Below are 16,774 nucleotides of genomic sequence, written 5' to 3'. Positions count from 1 at the left end.
CCACATTCTGCCGTGTTGCTCACTTAGGCCGTAGCGAATGTGAGTTATGAGCCTGCACCCACTAACCTTGTGGGTATGGCGGAATTTATTTATACGATGTCCAATGCCCGCAAGGCTGTTGGCGAAAAACTCATTCTTGACAACGTAAGTATGTCTTTCTACCCCGGCGCCAAAATTGGTGTTGTGGGTCCCAACGGTGCCGGTAAATCAACCATTCTGAAAATTATGGCTGGCTTGGACACTCCTTCCAACGGTGAGGCTCGTCTGAGCCCGGGCTACACTGTGGGCATTTTGCTCCAGGAGCCGCCGCTGAACGAGGAAAAAACCGTTCTGGGCAACGTGCAAGAAGGCGTTGGTGAGATCTACTCCAAGATTCAGCGCTACAACGAGATCTCTGAGGAAATGGCCAGCCCCGATGCTGACTTTGACACCCTCCTTGAAGAGATGGGCAAACTGCAGGAAGCCATTGACGCTGCCGACGCATGGGACATTGACTCCCAGCTCGAGCAGGCCATGGATGCACTCCAGTGCCCGCCGGGAGACGCCGATGTCACGCTGCTCTCCGGTGGTGAGCGCCGTCGCGTAGCTTTGTGCAAGCTCCTGCTGCAGAAGCCGGACCTGCTGCTCCTCGATGAGCCCACTAACCACTTGGACGCCGAGTCCGTGAACTGGTTGGAACAGCACCTCAAGAGCTACGCCGGCGCCGTTCTTGCCGTGACCCACGATAGGTACTTCCTGGATCACGTGGCCGAATGGATTGCAGAAGTTGACCGCGGTCACCTGTACCCCTACGAAGGCAACTACTCCACTTACCTGGAGAAGAAGCGCGCCCGCCTTGAAGTCCAGGGCAAGAAGGACGCCAAGCAGGCCAAGCGTCTCACCGAAGAACTCGAGTGGGTCCGCTCCAACGCCAAGGGCCGCCAGACCAAGTCCAAGGCTCGTTTGGCTCGCTACGAGGAAATGGCTGCGGAAGCTGACCGCACTCGCAAGCTGGACTTCGAAGAGATCCAGATTCCGCCGGGCCCGCGCCTTGGTGGCATCGTTCTTGAGGCCGAAAACCTCAAGAAGGGCTACGGTGACCGCGTCCTGATCGACGGACTGAGCTTCACCCTGCCCCGCAACGGCATTGTTGGTGTCATCGGCCCGAACGGTGTTGGTAAGTCCACGCTGTTCAAGACCATTGTTGGTCTGGAAGAGCTCGACGGCGGCAACCTCAAGGTTGGCGACTCAGTCAAGATCTCCTACGCGGACCAGAGCCGTGGCGGAATCGACCCCGACAAGACCCTGTGGGAAGTTGTTTCCGACGGCTTGGACTTCATCCAGGTTGGACAGGTAGAAATGCCGTCCCGCGCCTATGTTGCCGCTTTCGGCTTCAAGGGTCCGGATCAGCAGAAGAAGGCGGGTGTGCTCTCCGGTGGTGAGCGCAACCGCTTGAACCTTGCGTTGACCCTCAAACAGGGTGGAAATCTGTTGCTGTTGGATGAGCCCACTAACGACCTTGACGTGGAAACCCTCAGCAGCCTGGAAAACGCGCTGCTGGAATTCCCCGGCTGCGCCGTCGTGGTATCGCACGATCGCTGGTTCCTGGACCGAATTGCTACCCACATCCTCGCTTACGAAGGCACCAACGAGAACCCGGCCAACTGGCACTGGTTCGAGGGTAACTTCGACTCCTACGAGGAGAACAAGGTTGAGCGCTTGGGCGCCGATGCGGCACGTCCGCACCGCGTCACCCACCGCCGCCTAACCCGCGACTAATACGCAGGGCCCATAAAGAAATGGTCGGTCCCCACAAGGAGACCGGCCATTTCTATGCCCAAAAACTATTAGTCGTGAGGAGTGCCCTCAGGAATACGGATCATGCCTTCTTGAGCAACCGAGGCGACCAGCACGCCGTCGCGCGTGTAAAAACGGCCCATATTCAGCCCGCGAGCCTCCGAAGCACTGGGGGATTCGGCCACATACAGCAGCCATTCGTCCACCTGCACCGGGCGGTGCCACCACATGGCGTGGTCCAGGCTGGCAACGCTGATGCCCGGCGTGGCCCAGTTGATCCCATGGCGGCGCAGCGACGGTTCCAGCAACGTGTAGTCACTGGCATAGGCCAAGGCGGCGCGGTGCAGGTTCTGGTCCTCGGGCATGGGTCCAAGCGTTTTTAGCCACACGGCTGTGTGGGCAGTGTGTTCGCCCTTGACGTCGAAGTAGATGTTGTGGCCAACGTGGCGGATGTCAAACGGGCGCTCATAGGCCCAAGCGTGAGCCACCGGGTGGTTGATTCCGCCCAACAGTTGGGCCGAGGTGGGAAGAGTCTCGGGTGCTGGAATACCCTCTGGCATCGTTTCTTGATGCTCAATTCCATGATCGGGGTGCTGGAAGGAGGCGATCATGGACAAGATCGGCACACCGCTCTGGTAAGCATGCGTGCGGCGGGCCGCGAAAGAGCGACCGTCGCGCAGGCGCTGCACACCGAACGTCAGCGCTGATGCGGCATCACCTGGGCGCAGGAAGTAGCCGTGCATCGAGTGGACTAGTTGGTCCTCATTCACGGTGCGAGCCGCTGCCACGATGGATTGCGCCAAGACCTGGCCACCGAAAAGTCTGGGTCGGGGTGCAGTGGCATCGCCGAGTCCTACGAAAACGTCCTCATCGGTCTGAGCCCCGCTGGCGTCGGAAAGATCCAACATGCGTAGGAGTGTTTCCATGTTCTCTGTTGCTGATGGTGTCACATTCATAAACGTGACTCTATGTGTCAGGGGGATGCTGCGACAAATGGACAATCCTGCATAAAACCCGTCAACTGGGCCTGGCTTTGCTGTGAGGTGAGGTACATCAATTGGTGGCGCCCCGGCGGCTTTGACATGATGAAGGCATGGCACCCGGTCTCCAGCTCTCACAGCAAATCCGCTTCGGCGACATTGATTCCTACAACCACGTCAATAATGTGGTGTATTTGCAATATCTCGAGGACGCCCGAGTCCACTTGACGTATGCCGAACTGCCCGGTGGCGGCACCTTTCAGGACCTGATCGGCACCGAGCTGTTCATCCTCGTGGGCCGCAACGAGATCGAATACCTTGCCCCCATCAGCTTCCGCACCGAGCCCGTTTACGTGAACATCTGGGTCACCAACGTCGGCGGCTCCAGCTTCGATTTCGGTTACACCGTCTCCGAGGCCGACACCTCCATCGTCTACGCCCAAGCAGCAACATCAATGGTGTTGGTCTCGCGCGACACTGGCCGCCCCATCCGGCTCACGGATCAACAGCGCAGCTCCTTGGAAGCATGGCGCGGGGATCCCGTGCCGTTCAAGCGCAGCCCCGCCCGCCCCGTGACAAAAACCGTAGAAGGAAACCGCTGATGTCCACCACCACGCACACTGAAGAATTTGATCTTGCCGACGCCGGGACGGTCGCGGATCTGCGCACCTTTGTGACGCGTGCCCGCAACGCGGACGACGGCGCCATCCGCCTTCAGGGGGCCGGTCATGTTCTCGCGGCGTATGTCTGCGTCATGCGCGGGAAGCTTTTGGGGGAGGGGACCCCCACCATACTGGGGCTGCGCACCATGGCTCTGGGAACGCCGTCGGACATTGATGTGACAGTGTCACTGTCCTCGGTGGCTGACCGGTTGGCACGCATGGATGAAGGAGACGCGAAACTTCCCGTTCCGCCCATGACGGTGCAGGAATCCTGGACTGGCATCAGCGCTCCGCGCAGCGCGTGGGAGGAGATCGGCACCATTTCTGCCGACGAACTCATCGCCGTGGCGAAGTCTGGTGTTCAGGAAATTGGGCAGATTATCCCCGTCAATCCCGGAGCCCTGCTGGTGAACAACGTCCGGTCCTCCGTCTGGGGACGTCCCATGGATGGCGTTGCTGGCGAGATTCCCGGCGGTGCGGCCTTCGCAGCTTACGCACTGGGTTTCGTAGCCCCGGGCGAAACCGGCACCATCTACAGCTCGCACCGGTGGCTGCGGATCAGCACCAACCGCGGCCACATCTTGGTCAAGCCAGCGTCGCTGCTGTAGGTACCCCTGCTGGCGACAGCGGCTGTTCTTGACAGGCTAGTAGCTACAGCGCCTGCGACGGATCTGAGGGTGCGTTGACCAGCGAATGCGCCGCGCGTTCCATGTAATCCCACAAGGTGGCCTCATGCATGGGGGACAGTTCACCGGCGTCGACTCCCTTGCGCATGGCGGCGAGCCAGCGGTCGCGTGCCTCAGGGGTGACGGCGAACGGCACGTGGCGCATGCGCAGGCGCGGGTGGCCGCGTTCCTCCAAATACGTGCGCGGTCCGCCCCAGTACTGCTCGATGAACATCAGCATGCGGTGCTCGGCCGGGCCCAGATCTTCCTCGTGGTACATGGCGCGCAGCAACGGATCGGCGGCGATGCCCTGGTAGAAGACGTGAATGATCTTCTTGAACGTCTCGTGCCCGCCCACCTGCCCGTAAAACGTGTCCGAATAGTCCACCGGCTCATCAGCCGGCTCATCCGCTGCGGGGCCTGAGGTGGACGGCAGCGGGCGCCCCACGGTGGTGGGAATGGGCAGCAGGGTGGCCAGCGGCTCACCAAAGCGCGACGGGATGGGCGTGCCCTCCGGGGCGCTCTTTTCGGCAGCGTCGTTGGCGGCCGGTCCGTTGGCGAAGGGCGAGGTGGGGTTGTACTCGGAAGTCATGGTCGCTTCAGTTCTTTCTGGGGTGCTCATTCGGTGGACTCGTTGGCAGTACTTGCGGCGGGGGCGTTGCTGGGGCCGCTGGGGTTATTAGCGGTCGACGCCGGAGACGTCCCTTGCGCGGATGGCGCACCTGCCGCGGTGGTCGGGGACGCGCCGTCGGGAGTGTCAGTGTCGATGTCAGGTGTGGGGGAGATGTAGTTACCTTTGGAACGGTTGCCAAGGCGCAAGATCTCGCCGTTGCGCAGGTACCAGAGCGTGCCATCTTCGCCCAGGACCCTGGTGATGCGCAAACTCACGTACTCGACCGTGCCGATGACCTCACTGGTCTGGATGACGTCCCCGATACCGTATTGGTCTTCAATGGCGATGAAGATCCCGGCGAGGAAGTCGCGGATGAGCTGCTGGCAGCCGAAACCAATCGCAATACCCACCACACCCACGCTGGCTAGCAGGGGCGCAATGTCGATCTCGAAGGCGATCAGCACGTAGAAGCTGGTCACCACGGCAACCACAATGGTCAGGACCGAGTTCAAGAGGGTGCCGATGGTGCGCGCCCGCTGCACGCGTCGCTCATTTTCCAATGCGCGCACTACGGGGTCTATATTGCGCAGCATGGGAGCCGCCCAGCGCAAGGTTCGGTGTTCCAACGGGGCGCGGTCCATCCTGGCGCGTTTGACTACTATCCGGATCAAATAGTGCAACACCAGCCACACCACCAGGCCAATGGCGATGGTGATGCCGGCCAACACGAGGTGGTCGAGGAAGGTGCTATTGGGTTCACCCAAGAAGTTTGTTGCTTGCACTCGTGATCTACCTTGTGTCCGTTCAGGGTTGGAAGTGGGGCCTGTTATCAACCCTAACGCGGACACGGCATGATTTTAGTCCTGGGTGGTTTAGTCGAAGGTGGGTGTTAGCAACCCAGGTTCGTGATGCACAGGAAAGTTCAGGCTGCGGGCGATGAAGCACTGGGAGGCAGCTTCGGCATGTAGGGAGAGGGCGAGCTCTTCGGTGGCGGGATCGGCTACATAGATTTTGGGGTGCAGCGTGGCTGATTCAAATTGTCCGCTGCCATCGGGGTTCAGGATCAAGGTGCCGGTGGCGGTGTCTTCATACTTGGTGACCACCACGCCATGTTTCACGGCCACGTGCAGATAAGAGAGCATGTGGCACTGCGCCAGAGCTGTCAGCAGCAACAACTCTGGATTCCACCGGTCCCGGTCTCCGTGAAAGGTCTTATCTGCCGAGCCAAGCAGCACGGGCATGCCAACGGCCGTGACACTGTGGTCGCGGCCGTAAGCCTTGTAAGCGGATGTCCCGGATCCCCGGTTACCGGTCCAATTGACGTTGATCTCGTAGTGATGCTGATTCAGTGCCATGAGGCTAAGCGTAGCGCTAGCGCTAGGGGCCTTCCCCAAAACGAGCTTCAGTTGCCTCTACATTCTTGGAACTGGTAAACGGAACTCCTTAGCGGAATGTCCGCAGGAACGGGCTCAGCGCCGCAGCATAACCATTCTGGTATCCGGCGAGGTTGGGGTGGAACGGGTAGACGCTGTCTCCTATGTTGTTCAGCCACGGCGAAGCGGAAGGAACTCCATGGCCGTTGAACAGATAAGCCACTGGAACAAAAGCTGTCCGGTTTGAGAGGGCGCTGACGGCTAATATGCCGTTGAGTAGGTCAGCGGCTGCGTTGAGTACTTTTGTTCCGCTGATTTGAGTGGGAGTGAAGCCCAAAGCGGCCATGTTCTGCGGTTCAAAGAGCCGCGGATAACCCACATACAGGACCTTTGCCCCTGGGGCCTTGGCCTTGATTGCCTTGAGCATGGAGGCCACCGACTTCGGCAGATTTCTCATGAGGTAGATCGAATTGGCTACTGCTGCTTTGCAGAGTGCCACGGTTGAGGTGGGTGCCAGGCAAGCTCCGATGGCGGTTGTCCACCCGATGTCGTTGCCACCTGCCGTCAGCGTGATCAGTGTGGTGCTGGGTGAGAGCTGGGGGACCTCCAAGGTCCGGACCTGCTCCGTGCTGAACCCGGCACAGGCAATATTGGTGACTTGGGTGCCCATGGCTGCGGCAACCCAGGTGCCGTAACCGTTGGCGCTTTGACCGCAGTACCCCTCGCCGCCTCCGCCTGATCCGGCCGAGTAGGAATCGCCCATCACGGTGTAACTGATGGTGACCGGAGCGGTGCGTGTTTGGGCCATGGCCGGTGCTCCGGCGATGCCTGCAATCATCCCGATGGACAGGAGCGCAACAGCGCCTGCCCGGGCAGCAAATCCCTTAATCTTATGTATTCCCATGCCCTGAAGATACGCCGCTGAACCGTGCAGGGATAGACTTGCTGGCACGTGCTTTTTTGTGGCCGGCGCCTGCGTGCCGACTCGAATAACGACATGCAAAAACGGGTGCGCCCGCAGCTTTTTGCAACTGAGGCGCACCCGAAAAGCCCTTAGACGCCTGCCTGCTTAGGCGCCGGCCTGCTTAGGCGCCTGCCTACTTAGGCGTCGGCGGCCTGAGCCCGCAGCGCGCGCACCACGGTATCCCGGCTTTCCGTCAGCAAGCGGCGCAGTGCCGGAACATCCGGGCTCAACGCGTCAAGGAAAGCATCCGTGGCGTCCAGCGTTGCTTGCGATACCAGCTGCGACGGGTACAGTCCGGTGATCATCGACGATGCCGTCTCGTATGACTTGGATTCCCACAGATCCTGGATAGCCGCGAAGTACTTAGCCACATAAGGCTCAAGCAGGGACGTGTCCCACACCTTCGTGAACCCATCGATCGCCGCGCGTTGCACGGCGTTGGCACGCTCGCCACGGACGACGACGGACTCCCACGTCCCAGCCTTCCCCTCGGCTGTGGGGATGGCTGCGTGGGCGGTCGCTGCCGCGAGTTGACCGTTCTGGGTATTGTCCAGCGCCAGGGCGGCCTCAATGATGGATGCATCGGCACGGCCACCGGCGGCCAAGGAGATGAGGAACTCCCAGCGCATGTCGGTGTCCAGCGCCAACTCATCCAGCTGCACTTCACCGTCCAGCAGCGCCTGCACCACATCTAGTTGAGCCGGTGACTGCGCGTGGCCAGCGAAGGCCTTCACAAACTGCAACTGCGCATCCGAACCAGCCTCGGAGCTCTGTGCCAGTTCCCACAGGGAATCGGCGGCAGCAATGGCTGTGGCCTTCTGGTGCTCGGGGGCAACGTAGAAGCTCAACGCCGTGGCCAGCTGGCGCAGCAGCACCATGATGACTGTCGAATCAGTCTCGGAAGAAATCGTGGCCAGCACAAAGTCCACATAGTCGCGGGCAGGGGTTTCACCATCACGCGCCGCGTCCCACACCGACGCCGACACCAACGTGCGCGGCAGCGATTCGTTAAAGTCCTGCACATGGGCTTTGGCTGTGGCCAGTGACTGCGGATCGAGGCGGATCTTCGCGTACGCGAGATCATCGTCATTGAGCAGGATCAGTGCGGGACGCTTCATGCCCACCAGCTCCGGCACGACCGTGGCAGCGCCGTCAACGTCGAGTTCCACACGGTGCGTGCGGACCAGCTTGCCGGCATCCTCCCCGGCAGTAGCCAGGTCGTAGAAGCCCACGGCGGCACGGTGGGGGCGCAGCGTCGGGTGCTCGGCCACAGCAGTCTGGGCGATCGAGAATGAGGTGATCACGCCGTCGTCGCTCACCTCGATGACGGGCTTGAACGTGTTCACACCGGCAGTTTCGAGCCATTTCTCTGTCCACACGGAGAGGTCGCGACCGCTGGCAGCTTCCAGCTCCACCATGAGATCGGGCAGCTCGGTGTTTCCCCAGGCGTGCTTGGCGAAGTAGGCGCGGACGCCGGCCATGAACTCTTCCTGGCCCACCCAGGCCACCAGCTGGCGCAGCACGGAGGCGCCCTTGGCGTAGGTGATGCCGTCAAAGTTGACCAACACATCCTCAAGATCGTTGATCTCAGCCTTGATGGGGTGCGTGGAGGAGAGCTGGTCCTGACGGTACGCCCAGCTCTTTTCCAGCGAGGAGAACGTGGTCCAGGCGTCCACATACTGGGTGTTTTCCGCGGCGGCCAGAGTGGACATGAACTCGGCGAAGGACTCGTTGAGCCACAGGTCATTCCACCAGCGCATGGTGACGAGGTCGCCGAACCACATGTGCGCGAGCTCGTGCAAGATGGTGATGGCGCGGCGTTCCACCATGGCGTCGGTGACCTTGGAGCGGAACACGTAGCTCTCCAGGAACGTCACGGCACCAGCGTTTTCCATGGCCCCGGCGTTGAATTCGGGGACGAACAGCTGATCGTACTTAGGGAACGGGTACGGCACGCCGAACTGCTTCTCAAAGAACTCAAAGCCCTGGCGGGTTAGCTCAAAGACGTTCTCGGCGTCCATGAATTCCATGAGCGACTTGCGGGCGAACACGCCCAGCGGCACGATCCGCCCATTCGAGCTGGTCAGCTCGCCGCGCACGCACTCGTAAGGGCCGGCAATCAGCGCGGTGATGTAACTGGACATTTTCAGCGTCGGCTCGAAATGCCAGACGGACGTGCCCTCACCGGCAGCTTCCGGGGTAGGGGTGGGGGAGTTGGAAATGACGTCCCAATGCGACGGGGCAGTGATGTGGAAGGTGAACTCGGCCTTCTGATCGGGCTGCTCGAACACGGCGAACATGCGGCGGGAATCCGGTACCTCAAATTGGCTGTACAGGTACACCTCGCCGTCCACGGGATCCACAAAACGGTGCAGGCCTTCGCCAGTGTTCATGAACAGCGCGTCGGTTTTGACGGTCAGTTCATTCTCGGCGGCGAGCTTGGGCAGCTGGATGCGTACGCCGTCGGACACCTCTGCTGGATCCAGTTCAACCCCGTTCAGGGTCACCTGGTGCACGGCGTGGGTCACTGCATCAATGAACGACGACGAGCCCTCCTTCGCGCTGAACCTCACCGTGGTGGTGGAGGCGAAGGTGGATTCGGAGGTGGTCAGGTCAAGGGTGACGTCATAGCTGTTAACGGTCAGGGAAGATGAGCGCTCAATGGCTTCTGCGCGGGTGAGATTCATGCCAGGCAAGGTAGTGCCTTCCGTTGTGTCAGGTGGGTGGCCGGCCTGAAGGGTGATCAGGATGGCTTCTGTGGCTGCAACCGGACGGAACGGCAGTGTTCCGACAGCGGTGTGCAGTGATTGTTCCACGGTACTCCGCACCGGGCGGGAACTGAATTTGTCCGGCCGGTGCGGATGGGACAGGGTTGGAGCAGAGAATTGTTGTGCGGTGCGAAAGAAAAGAGTTTTTGGTGGGGGAGCAAGCACGCAGTGCCGATGCGGAACGGATCTACAACAAGCGGTGGCTTATCGCCCTAATTGTGGGCCCGCTGCTGCTGGGGGTGTTGGCCGCGGCCTGGATACTGACGGTGGCCGACAGATTGCCGGCAGAGTTGGCGTCCCACTGGAACGGCAGGAACGAGGTGGACGGCTGGATGTCCGTGGCCGGGGCCGCCTGGATGGCCGTGGCCATGGGTGCATTGGGCGCCCTCATTGCGCCAATGGGCATCCTGTTCCGGGCACAGTCCTTGCTGTTTGCCCGGATTGGTGTGGGCTTTGGGTTGGCGTTTGGGGTGGGCATGGTGGCCCTTTCCGTGGCGATGGTTGCCGGTCAGATTGATCTTGTAGACACGTCCCAAGCGGATCTTTCCGGCCCCGTCATGGCTGCGGGCGTGGGGCTGGCGTTCGTGGTGGGCCTGGTGGGAATGTTTTTATATAAACCGGACGAAGTGGACCGGACCCAGAGTTCGGAGGTCATTGCCACCAACGAGGCCGCCGCCTCGGACAGGAGCCCGGTGGTGCAGGCCGGCGTGTCGCGGGCCGCACGCAATGAAACTATGCGGATCAAGGTTTCCATGGGCAAGTTGGCCTGGCTGTTGAGCTTGGGCCTTGGTGGGATCGTCGCCGTCAGCACCTACTTCATCTTCCCGGTCCTTGGACTGCTTGGGCTGGTGGTTGCTGCGATCACGTGGGTGTTCTGCAGTGGCACCATGGTCATCGGCCCGGAGGGGCATAAGGTGCTGGCAGGCGGATTCTGGAAGGTCATGCCGCTGGAGTGGAAGGAAGTCCGGGGCGCCTCAGTGGAAGACATCACGGCTATGGATTACGGCGGGTGGGGCTACCGGATGAACGGCGGGAGCATTGGTTTCATCATGGGCAGCGGCCCGGCCCTCATCATGGAGGCGGGATTCCACCAGAAGTTCGTGGTGTCCATGCCGGATGTGGCAACGGCGGGCGAGGCTGCGGCCTTGGTCAACGCTTATGTTCACAGCGGGAAAGTGAAAAGCTAAGACCATGACCTCCGATGGTAGGAATGAGCTTAGGAACGAACGGCATGTCGATGCCCGTGCGATGCGCTTTGCCCTGGTCTTCCCGTTACTGCTGGCTATAGGACTCATTGCCGGCGGGCTCATGATGACTGCCAAGCTTCACGGTGGCGCTGTGCTGCCGTGGGGCGGGGACCCAGTATCCATGCCCGTATTCCTTGCCGTGGGTACCGCCGTAATTCTGCTTGTCGGGGCCGGTCTTGGCAGTTTTGGGGCACGCACTAAGCTGCCTCGCACCCTGCGCCGCATCTTGCTGGGCGTGGCGATGGCCTTGCAATTGGCCGCCTGCACGTTGTTTGCCGCGGCACTGTTGGGCCAAGCTGGCGAAGGTTCACTACCTTCCGTTCGCGTTGACGGTTACGTGCTGCTCATGGGTTGTGGTCTGGCGGCCGCGATGGGTGTGGTGTTGGCCTTGACCTTCAAACCGGACGAGCAATGGACCTCAGCGGATGATCAGGCCCTCGCCGCCCTGCTCGATGCCGAGATGGACCCCACGGCTGTGAACGACCAAATGGCGTACTTCATCCATCCCCGCGGCTCGGTCATCATGATGATCCTGCTGGCGGCGATCCTCCCCGGAACCCTGTTGACGTTGCTGTCCCCGTGGATCCTGCTGGGCCTGGGTGTGGCGGCACTGCTGGTCATCGCCATGCTCTGCGCCACGGTTCAGGTGGACCGCCGGGCGCTGGTCGTGAAGATCCTGGGACTTGTTCCTATCCTGGTGGCACCCTGCGAAGGCGTGGACGCGGCCGTGTCCTTGGACATTGTGGCCGGTGACTATGGCGGGGTTGGCCTGCGCAAGCACAGCGGGTCTGCAACCTTCCTCGCCCGCTCAGGTGCCGCCGTCGTGCTTCGAATGAACGACGGCGGGAAGGTTGTGGTGGGTGCCCCCAACCTCGATGCGGCTGATGAGCTCTCGGAGATCCTCAACCGCCGGGCCGGGAAAACGCCGCAGCAACGCTGAGGTCACTGGCTCGGCAGGGACGACGGCAGGAAAACGGCGCGGCGGTGGGTAGGCTTGACGGAGCACAATCACCTCGAACCTAAGGAATTCTCATGCGCGTTCACATCGCAACCGACCACGCCGGCATGGAGCTCAGCGCCCACCTCATCACCGCCTTGGCCGCCAAGGGCTACGAGATGGTGGACCACGGACCCAAGGCCTACGACGCAGAAGACGATTACCCCTCTTTCTGCATCAACGCGGCCCTTGCCGTTGTGGCGGACCAGAAAGCAGGCGTTGATGCGCTGGGCATCGTGCTGGGCGGATCCGGCAACGGTGAGCAGATCGCAGCCAACAAGGTCAAGGGTGTGCGTGCAGCATTGGCGTGGAACCTGTCCACCGCACAGCTGGCTCGTGAGCACAACGACGCCAACGTGGTAGCCGTCGGCGGCCGCCAGCACAGCGTTGAAGAGGCCACGGAAATCATCGAAGCATTCCTGGCCGAGCCCTTCAGTGACGCCGAACGCCACGTGCGCCGCATCGGCAAGATCGCCACGTACGAGACCACCGGCGACGTCGTCGAGTAAAGAAGTAAAGAGTCGAGTGAATCGGCAACGAGTAAATAATTGGCGTCAGTTGTGAGTAGATGCACGGTGCTGGCTCCGGCGCGCTCGGTGTCCGGGGCAGCTTCCGCTAGTGGTCGACAGTTCTCTGGCAGTGGGCGCAATGCCTGAGGGCCACTCCGTCCACCGTTTGGCGCGGCAGTTCAATGACGTGTTTGGTGGTGCTGCACTGGCTGTTTCCAGTCCGCAGGGAAAGTTTGCTGCGGGCGCGCTATTGGTAGACGGCCAAGTGCTGGAGCGGGCCGAAGCGCACGGGAAGCAAATGTTCCTGTACTTCTCTCACGATCTGGTGATGCGCGTTCATCTTGGCCTCTACGGGGCATGGGACTTTGGTGGCGACTCCACGTTCACGGGGGCGTCCAGCATCGGTGCACCCCGGCGAATCGGCGAGCAGGAAATTTCCGGCACCGATGGCTCCGGCACAGACGACTGCATGCTCAGCGGGGAAGCTCGCGGCGGGCGTGAGCAATACCAGGGCCCGCCAGAACCCAAAGGCGCTGTACGGGCGCGCCTCGTGTCCGATCACGGCTGGGCTGATCTTCGCGGGCCCACGGCTTGCGAGGTCATCACCCCCGAAGAATCGGAAGTGGTACGACGCCGGCTGGGACCGGATCCGCTGAACAATCTGCCCGGCGACGCACAAGAGTTTGCCTTCCGGATCCGTAAGAGTTCCACCGCCATTGCCTTACAGCTGATGAAACAGGAAGTGCTGGCTGGGGTGGGCAATGTCTACCGGGCCGAGGCGCTGTTCCGGTTAGGCCTTGACCCGATGCTGCCAGGCAAGAGCCTGGGCGCCGATGAGGCCCAGGCGCTGTGGGAGGACATTGCCCGCATCATGGCGGATGGTGTCCGCGATGGGCGCATCATCACCACCGAACTCAGTGACCGCCCCGCAGGCGTGGGTCTGGAAGTGGGCCACGGGCTGCTTGAATCCAGCGCGCCCGCAACTACCGGCGCGGGCGCCAACGCGGGCGCCGGCGCTGGCGCCAACAAACACGTGCCGGTGGAGGACACCCACTATGTGTATAAACGCGAAGGGCGGCCCTGCCGGCACTGCGGCACCGACATCGCGTTGAAGGAGCTCGGCGGCCGGAAACTATATTGGTGTCCGAGCTGTCAAAAGAGTTAGCCGGTGAACAATGCCGCCGCTCCCGCAGATTGCCGCAGGGTCAACTGGCGATCGGCGACATTACGCGGGAGCGGCGGCAATTTTGGACTCGGATCCGCCCGATTTGCAGGACCGGCAAAGTGGTTGATAGTGTTACGGAGTTGTTGCGGCGAAAGCCCACAGCAGCCCCAGAACATGGGGGCGTAGCTTAATGGTAAAGCCTCAGTCTTCCAAACTGATTACGCGGGTTCGATTCCCGTCGCCCCCTCCATATCGAAGATTCCCTGGTCACGTGGCCGGGGAATTTTTGCATTCCGCCCCACTGCCGCGCCACTTCCGGGGGTTAGCAGGCCACTTCGGGGTTAGAGGGGTGGAATAGATCCAGACTGCAGCTCATGCGATTTGGCGGCCGCACTAAATTCCAGACTGCAGCTGATGCGACAAATCGGCACGATCCATCGCATCAGCTGCAGTTTCGAATCGGTGGAGGCTCGGCGTCGTGCGTGAAGGTGCGTGAACGTGCGTGCAGACGTGCGGATAGAAGGCCGGGAAATACACGGAATTCCACGGCAAGTTGCGCCGATTGTGCATCTGGGAACTTTTGCCCGTAGACTGTTGCGGGCACTACGGGGCGTAGCGTAGTGGCTAGCGCGCCTGCTTTGGGAGCAGGAGACCGCAGGTTCGAGTCCTGTCGCCCCGACTTCAGCATTATCCGGTTCACGTTTGGTCAGTGGCTGCCCATGTGCTGGGCCTAATTATCCATCAACAGACCATCAGGAGTACCACGCTGTGAAGAGCGCTGTCGAAAACCTCACACCCACTCGTGTAAAGCTCGATGTTGAGGTTTCCTTTGAGGAATTGAAGCCCAGCATCAAAGAGGCTTACAAGACGATTGGTACGCAGGTCCAGGTGCCTGGTTTCCGTAAGGGCAAAGTCCCGAACACGTTGATCGACCAGCGCGTTGGCCGTGGCTACGTTTTGGAAACGGCCATCAACTCCGGCCTCAACGGCTGGTACCAGGAAGCTGTCATCGAGAACAAGCTCGTTCCGTTGAGCCGCCCCGAGGTTGAAATCACCGAGGTCCCGGATCCCACAGGCACCGATGGTGTTGTCAAGTTCCATGTTGAACTGGACATCCGCCCCGAGATCGAACTGCCGAACTACGAAGGCATCGAAGTTGAGGTAGCCGCTGTTGAGGCTGCTGAGGAAGATACCGAGAAGGCTCTCGACGATCTGCGCGCCCGCTTTGGCACGCTGAAGGCTGAGGACCGCCCGGCCGCCGATGGCGATTTCCTCACCATTAACATCGCTGCCAAGATCGACGACGTCGAGGTTGATTCAGCAACTGACCTTTCCTACCAGATCGGCGCAGGCAACATGCTTGACGGCCTGGACGAGGCTGCAACCGGACTCTCCGCTGGCGAAGAAGCAATCTTCACCACCAAGCTGGCCGGTGGCGAGCACGCTGGTGAAGAAGCGCAGGTCACCCTCAAGGTCACCTCCGTGAAGGTCCGCGAACTGCCCGAGGCAAACGACGACTTCGCTCAGCTGGCTTCGGAGTTCGACACCATTGCCGAACTCAAGGAAGACCTGGCCAAGCAGGCTGCCGAGTCCAAGACCGTTGAGCAGGGTGTTGAAGCCCGCGACAAGGTTCTTGAAGCACTCATCGGCCTGGTCGAGGTTCCCGTTCCGGACTCCGTGGTTGAAGAGCAGCTCGAGCAGCACTTCCGCCCTGAGAACTCACACGGTGAAGACCACGACACCGAAGAGCACCGCGCTGAGGTCAAGGAAAACACCGAGAAGGCCTTCCGCAACGAGATCATCCTCGATGCCATCGCTGAGAAGGAAGAAATCAGCGTCAGCCAGGCTGAACTGATCGACTACATCGTTTCCTCCGCCAGCCAGTACGGCATGGAACCGAACCAGTTCGCTCAGATGCTGGACTCCTCCGGCCAGGTCAACATGATCGTTGGCGAAGTTCGTCGCCGCAAGGCACTCGCCGCTGTTCTGGGCAAGGCCACCGTGACCGACTCTGAAGGTGCCGCAGTGGACCTGACCGACTTCGTGTCCGTTGCATCCGAGGAAGAAGAAGTTACTTCCGAAGACGAGGTCATCGAGCCGACAGCTGTCACTGATCCGGGCGAAGTCCGCATCTAATTGCAGCCCCGGTTCTACGGGTTTCAAGATCTACAAGCCGTTGCCGGTTCCTTCTGGGAGCCGGCAACGGCTTTTTTGTGCCCCATAACAAGGCTGCCGGTGGGCGCATTTATTCCGCTACGCGCAGGGCGAACGGTGATCGTGCGCCGACAGCGAACAGCGTCCAGATGGGCCACAAACCCGGTGCGAAAAGGGCTACTGTCCAAGTAGTGAACATTAGTGATGGACCCGCTGGGCACGCCCGGCAGGCCACACGAAGGAGAGGTAAACCACCATGGCACAGCACACCACCCCCACGATGGCCAGCGCGGACCCGTCCGGATCGGACCAGTACATCTACAACCGCCTGCTGAAGGAACGCATCATTTGGCTGGGCTCGGAAGTTCGTGATGACAACGCGAACTTGATCTGCTCGCAGCTGCTGCTGCTCTCGGCTGAGGACCCTGAGAAGGACATCTACCTTTACATCAACTCACCCGGTGGATCGGTCACAGCCGGCATGGCCATCTATGACACCATGGAGTTCATCCCGAACGACGTCGTCACCGTCGCCACAGGGCTGGCCGCCTCGATGGGGCAGTTCCTGCTCTCCTCGGGCACCAAGGGTAAGCGCTACGCGACACCCAACGCACGCATCCTCATGCACCAGCCTTCCGGCGGAATTGGTGGAACGGCGTCGGACATCAAGATCCAGGCCGAGCTGATCTTGCACATGAAGAAGGTCATGGCTGAACTGACGGCTGAGCAGACCGGTCAGACTGTCGAGAAGATCTTGGTCGATAACGACCGTGACAAGTGGTTCACGGCTGAGGAAGCCCTCGAATACGGCTTCTTCGACAAGATCTCCCGCCACGCAGGAACCGTTGCCGGTGGCGGCGGAACCCACGCCAAGTAAGCAAGCCAAAGAATAGATTTCAGG

15 protein-coding genes and 2 tRNA genes are annotated in these 16,774 nt (G+C 61.0%); 11 read left to right on the top strand and 6 right to left on the bottom strand.

Features of this window, described 5'->3' with window-relative positions; all coding sequences use genetic code 11:
- Nucleotides 1–75: 75 nt before the first annotated feature.
- Entirely contained in the window at nucleotides 76–1,758 is a 1,683-nt protein-coding gene (gene ettA / locus AB0O97_RS16390) for an energy-dependent translational throttle protein EttA (protein WP_363884057.1), read from the top strand.
- Nucleotides 1,759–1,826: 68 nt separating this feature from the next.
- Here ettA and AB0O97_RS16385 read toward each other — a convergent pair whose 3' ends face one another.
- Complete coding sequence (locus AB0O97_RS16385) at nucleotides 1,827–2,732, bottom strand: acyl-CoA thioesterase II (protein ID WP_363884056.1); 906 nt, start codon at nucleotides 2,730–2,732, stop codon at nucleotides 1,827–1,829.
- A gap of 137 nt (nucleotides 2,733–2,869) precedes the next feature.
- Here AB0O97_RS16385 and AB0O97_RS16380 point away from each other — a divergent pair, with 137 nt between their 5' ends.
- Together AB0O97_RS16380 and AB0O97_RS16375 are read left to right on the top strand one after the other, a co-directional pair.
- The gene (locus AB0O97_RS16380; RefSeq protein WP_363840122.1) at nucleotides 2,870–3,358 is read left to right on the top strand and encodes a thioesterase family protein; all 489 of its coding nucleotides are present in this window, start codon (nucleotides 2,870–2,872) and stop codon (nucleotides 3,356–3,358) included.
- Nucleotides 3,358–4,026 carry a hypothetical protein gene (locus AB0O97_RS16375; RefSeq protein ID WP_363884055.1) on the top strand — a complete coding sequence of 223 codons (669 nt, stop codon included), beginning with the start codon at nucleotides 3,358–3,360 and terminating at the stop codon, nucleotides 4,024–4,026. Before AB0O97_RS16380 ends, AB0O97_RS16375 begins: the two co-directional genes overlap by 1 nt.
- A 43-nt stretch (nucleotides 4,027–4,069) precedes the next feature.
- Here the strand turns inward: AB0O97_RS16375 and AB0O97_RS16370 are convergent, their stop codons facing one another.
- The 5 genes from AB0O97_RS16370 to pepN form a co-directional block, all read right to left on the bottom strand.
- Entirely contained in the window at nucleotides 4,070–4,519 is a 450-nt protein-coding gene (locus AB0O97_RS16370; RefSeq protein ID WP_363884104.1) for a globin, read from the bottom strand.
- A 182-nt stretch (nucleotides 4,520–4,701) separates the two neighbouring features.
- Nucleotides 4,702–5,460, bottom strand: coding sequence for a mechanosensitive ion channel domain-containing protein (locus AB0O97_RS16365; protein ID WP_363884102.1), 759 nt, complete (start codon nucleotides 5,458–5,460; stop codon nucleotides 4,702–4,704).
- 108 nt (nucleotides 5,461–5,568) lie between these two features.
- Nucleotides 5,569–6,051 (bottom strand): OsmC family protein, encoded by a 483-nt coding sequence (locus AB0O97_RS16360; protein ID WP_363884054.1) that lies wholly within the window; start codon nucleotides 6,049–6,051, stop codon nucleotides 5,569–5,571.
- 88 nt (nucleotides 6,052–6,139) lie between these two features.
- Entirely contained in the window at nucleotides 6,140–6,973 is an 834-nt protein-coding gene (locus AB0O97_RS16355) for an SGNH/GDSL hydrolase family protein (RefSeq protein WP_363884053.1), read from the bottom strand.
- A 197-nt stretch (nucleotides 6,974–7,170) separates the two neighbouring features.
- Nucleotides 7,171–9,720 carry an aminopeptidase N gene (gene pepN, locus AB0O97_RS16350; protein WP_363884100.1) on the bottom strand — a complete coding sequence of 850 codons (2,550 nt, stop codon included), beginning with the start codon at nucleotides 9,718–9,720 and terminating at the stop codon, nucleotides 7,171–7,173.
- A 230-nt stretch (nucleotides 9,721–9,950) separates the two neighbouring features.
- Between pepN and AB0O97_RS16345 the strand changes: the two genes are divergently transcribed.
- The 8 genes from AB0O97_RS16345 (at nucleotide 9,951) to AB0O97_RS16310 (ending at nucleotide 16,750) form a co-directional block, all read left to right on the top strand.
- The gene (locus AB0O97_RS16345) at nucleotides 9,951–10,988 is read left to right on the top strand and encodes a DUF1648 domain-containing protein (protein WP_363884051.1); all 1,038 of its coding nucleotides are present in this window, start codon (nucleotides 9,951–9,953) and stop codon (nucleotides 10,986–10,988) included.
- A gap of 4 nt (nucleotides 10,989–10,992) precedes the next feature.
- On the top strand, nucleotides 10,993–11,988 hold the full coding sequence (locus AB0O97_RS16340; RefSeq protein WP_363884050.1) for a hypothetical protein: 996 nt from the start codon (nucleotides 10,993–10,995) through the stop codon (nucleotides 11,986–11,988).
- A 92-nt stretch (nucleotides 11,989–12,080) separates the two neighbouring features.
- The gene (locus tag AB0O97_RS16335) at nucleotides 12,081–12,554 is read left to right on the top strand and encodes a ribose-5-phosphate isomerase (protein WP_363884048.1); all 474 of its coding nucleotides are present in this window, start codon (nucleotides 12,081–12,083) and stop codon (nucleotides 12,552–12,554) included.
- A 139-nt stretch (nucleotides 12,555–12,693) separates the two neighbouring features.
- Nucleotides 12,694–13,719: a DNA-formamidopyrimidine glycosylase family protein gene (locus AB0O97_RS16330; RefSeq protein WP_363884098.1), complete on the top strand. Its 1,026-nt coding sequence runs from the start codon at nucleotides 12,694–12,696 to the stop codon at nucleotides 13,717–13,719.
- Between the two features lie 176 nt (nucleotides 13,720–13,895).
- Nucleotides 13,896–13,969: transfer RNA gene (locus AB0O97_RS16325), tRNA-Gly, on the top strand.
- Between the two features lie 356 nt (nucleotides 13,970–14,325).
- A tRNA-Pro gene (locus tag AB0O97_RS16320) sits at nucleotides 14,326–14,398 on the top strand.
- A gap of 89 nt (nucleotides 14,399–14,487) precedes the next feature.
- Nucleotides 14,488–15,855, top strand: coding sequence for a trigger factor (tig, locus tag AB0O97_RS16315; protein ID WP_363884047.1), 1,368 nt, complete (start codon nucleotides 14,488–14,490; stop codon nucleotides 15,853–15,855).
- Nucleotides 15,856–16,129: 274 nt separating this feature from the next.
- On the top strand, nucleotides 16,130–16,750 hold the full coding sequence (locus tag AB0O97_RS16310; protein ID WP_363840098.1) for an ATP-dependent Clp protease proteolytic subunit: 621 nt from the start codon (nucleotides 16,130–16,132) through the stop codon (nucleotides 16,748–16,750).
- The last annotated feature ends 24 nt before the right edge of the window (nucleotides 16,751–16,774 follow it).

Origin of the sequence: Specibacter sp. NPDC078692 (assembly GCF_040686835.1) — a bacterium.
Taxonomy (GTDB): Bacteria; Actinomycetota; Actinomycetes; order Actinomycetales; family Micrococcaceae; genus Specibacter.
Note: the sequence above shows the minus strand (reverse complement) of the source record. Positions and strands in the feature narration are given on the sequence as shown.

Bases quoted from the DNA above. Each gene is read 5' to 3' on its own strand.
- AB0O97_RS16380 (WP_363840122.1), top strand. From the start codon at position 2,870: ATGGCACCCGGTCTCCAGCTCTCACAGCAAATCCGCTTCGGCGACATT.
- AB0O97_RS16330 (WP_363884098.1), top strand. From the start codon at position 12,694: ATGCCTGAGGGCCACTCCGTCCACCGTTTGGCGCGGCAGTTCAATGAC.
- AB0O97_RS16340 (WP_363884050.1), top strand. From the start codon at position 10,993: ATGACCTCCGATGGTAGGAATGAGCTTAGGAACGAACGGCATGTCGAT.
- AB0O97_RS16360 (WP_363884054.1), bottom strand. From the start codon at position 6,051: ATGGCACTGAATCAGCATCACTACGAGATCAACGTCAATTGGACCGGT.
- pepN (WP_363884100.1), bottom strand. From the start codon at position 9,720: ATGAATCTCACCCGCGCAGAAGCCATTGAGCGCTCATCTTCCCTGACC.
- AB0O97_RS16355 (WP_363884053.1), bottom strand. From the start codon at position 6,973: ATGGGAATACATAAGATTAAGGGATTTGCTGCCCGGGCAGGCGCTGTT.
- AB0O97_RS16375 (WP_363884055.1), top strand. From the start codon at position 3,358: ATGTCCACCACCACGCACACTGAAGAATTTGATCTTGCCGACGCCGGG.
- AB0O97_RS16385 (WP_363884056.1), bottom strand. From the start codon at position 2,732: ATGAATGTGACACCATCAGCAACAGAGAACATGGAAACACTCCTACGC.
- ettA (WP_363884057.1), top strand. From the start codon at position 76: ATGGCGGAATTTATTTATACGATGTCCAATGCCCGCAAGGCTGTTGGC.
- AB0O97_RS16310 (WP_363840098.1), top strand. From the start codon at position 16,130: ATGGCACAGCACACCACCCCCACGATGGCCAGCGCGGACCCGTCCGGA.
- AB0O97_RS16335 (WP_363884048.1), top strand. From the start codon at position 12,081: ATGCGCGTTCACATCGCAACCGACCACGCCGGCATGGAGCTCAGCGCC.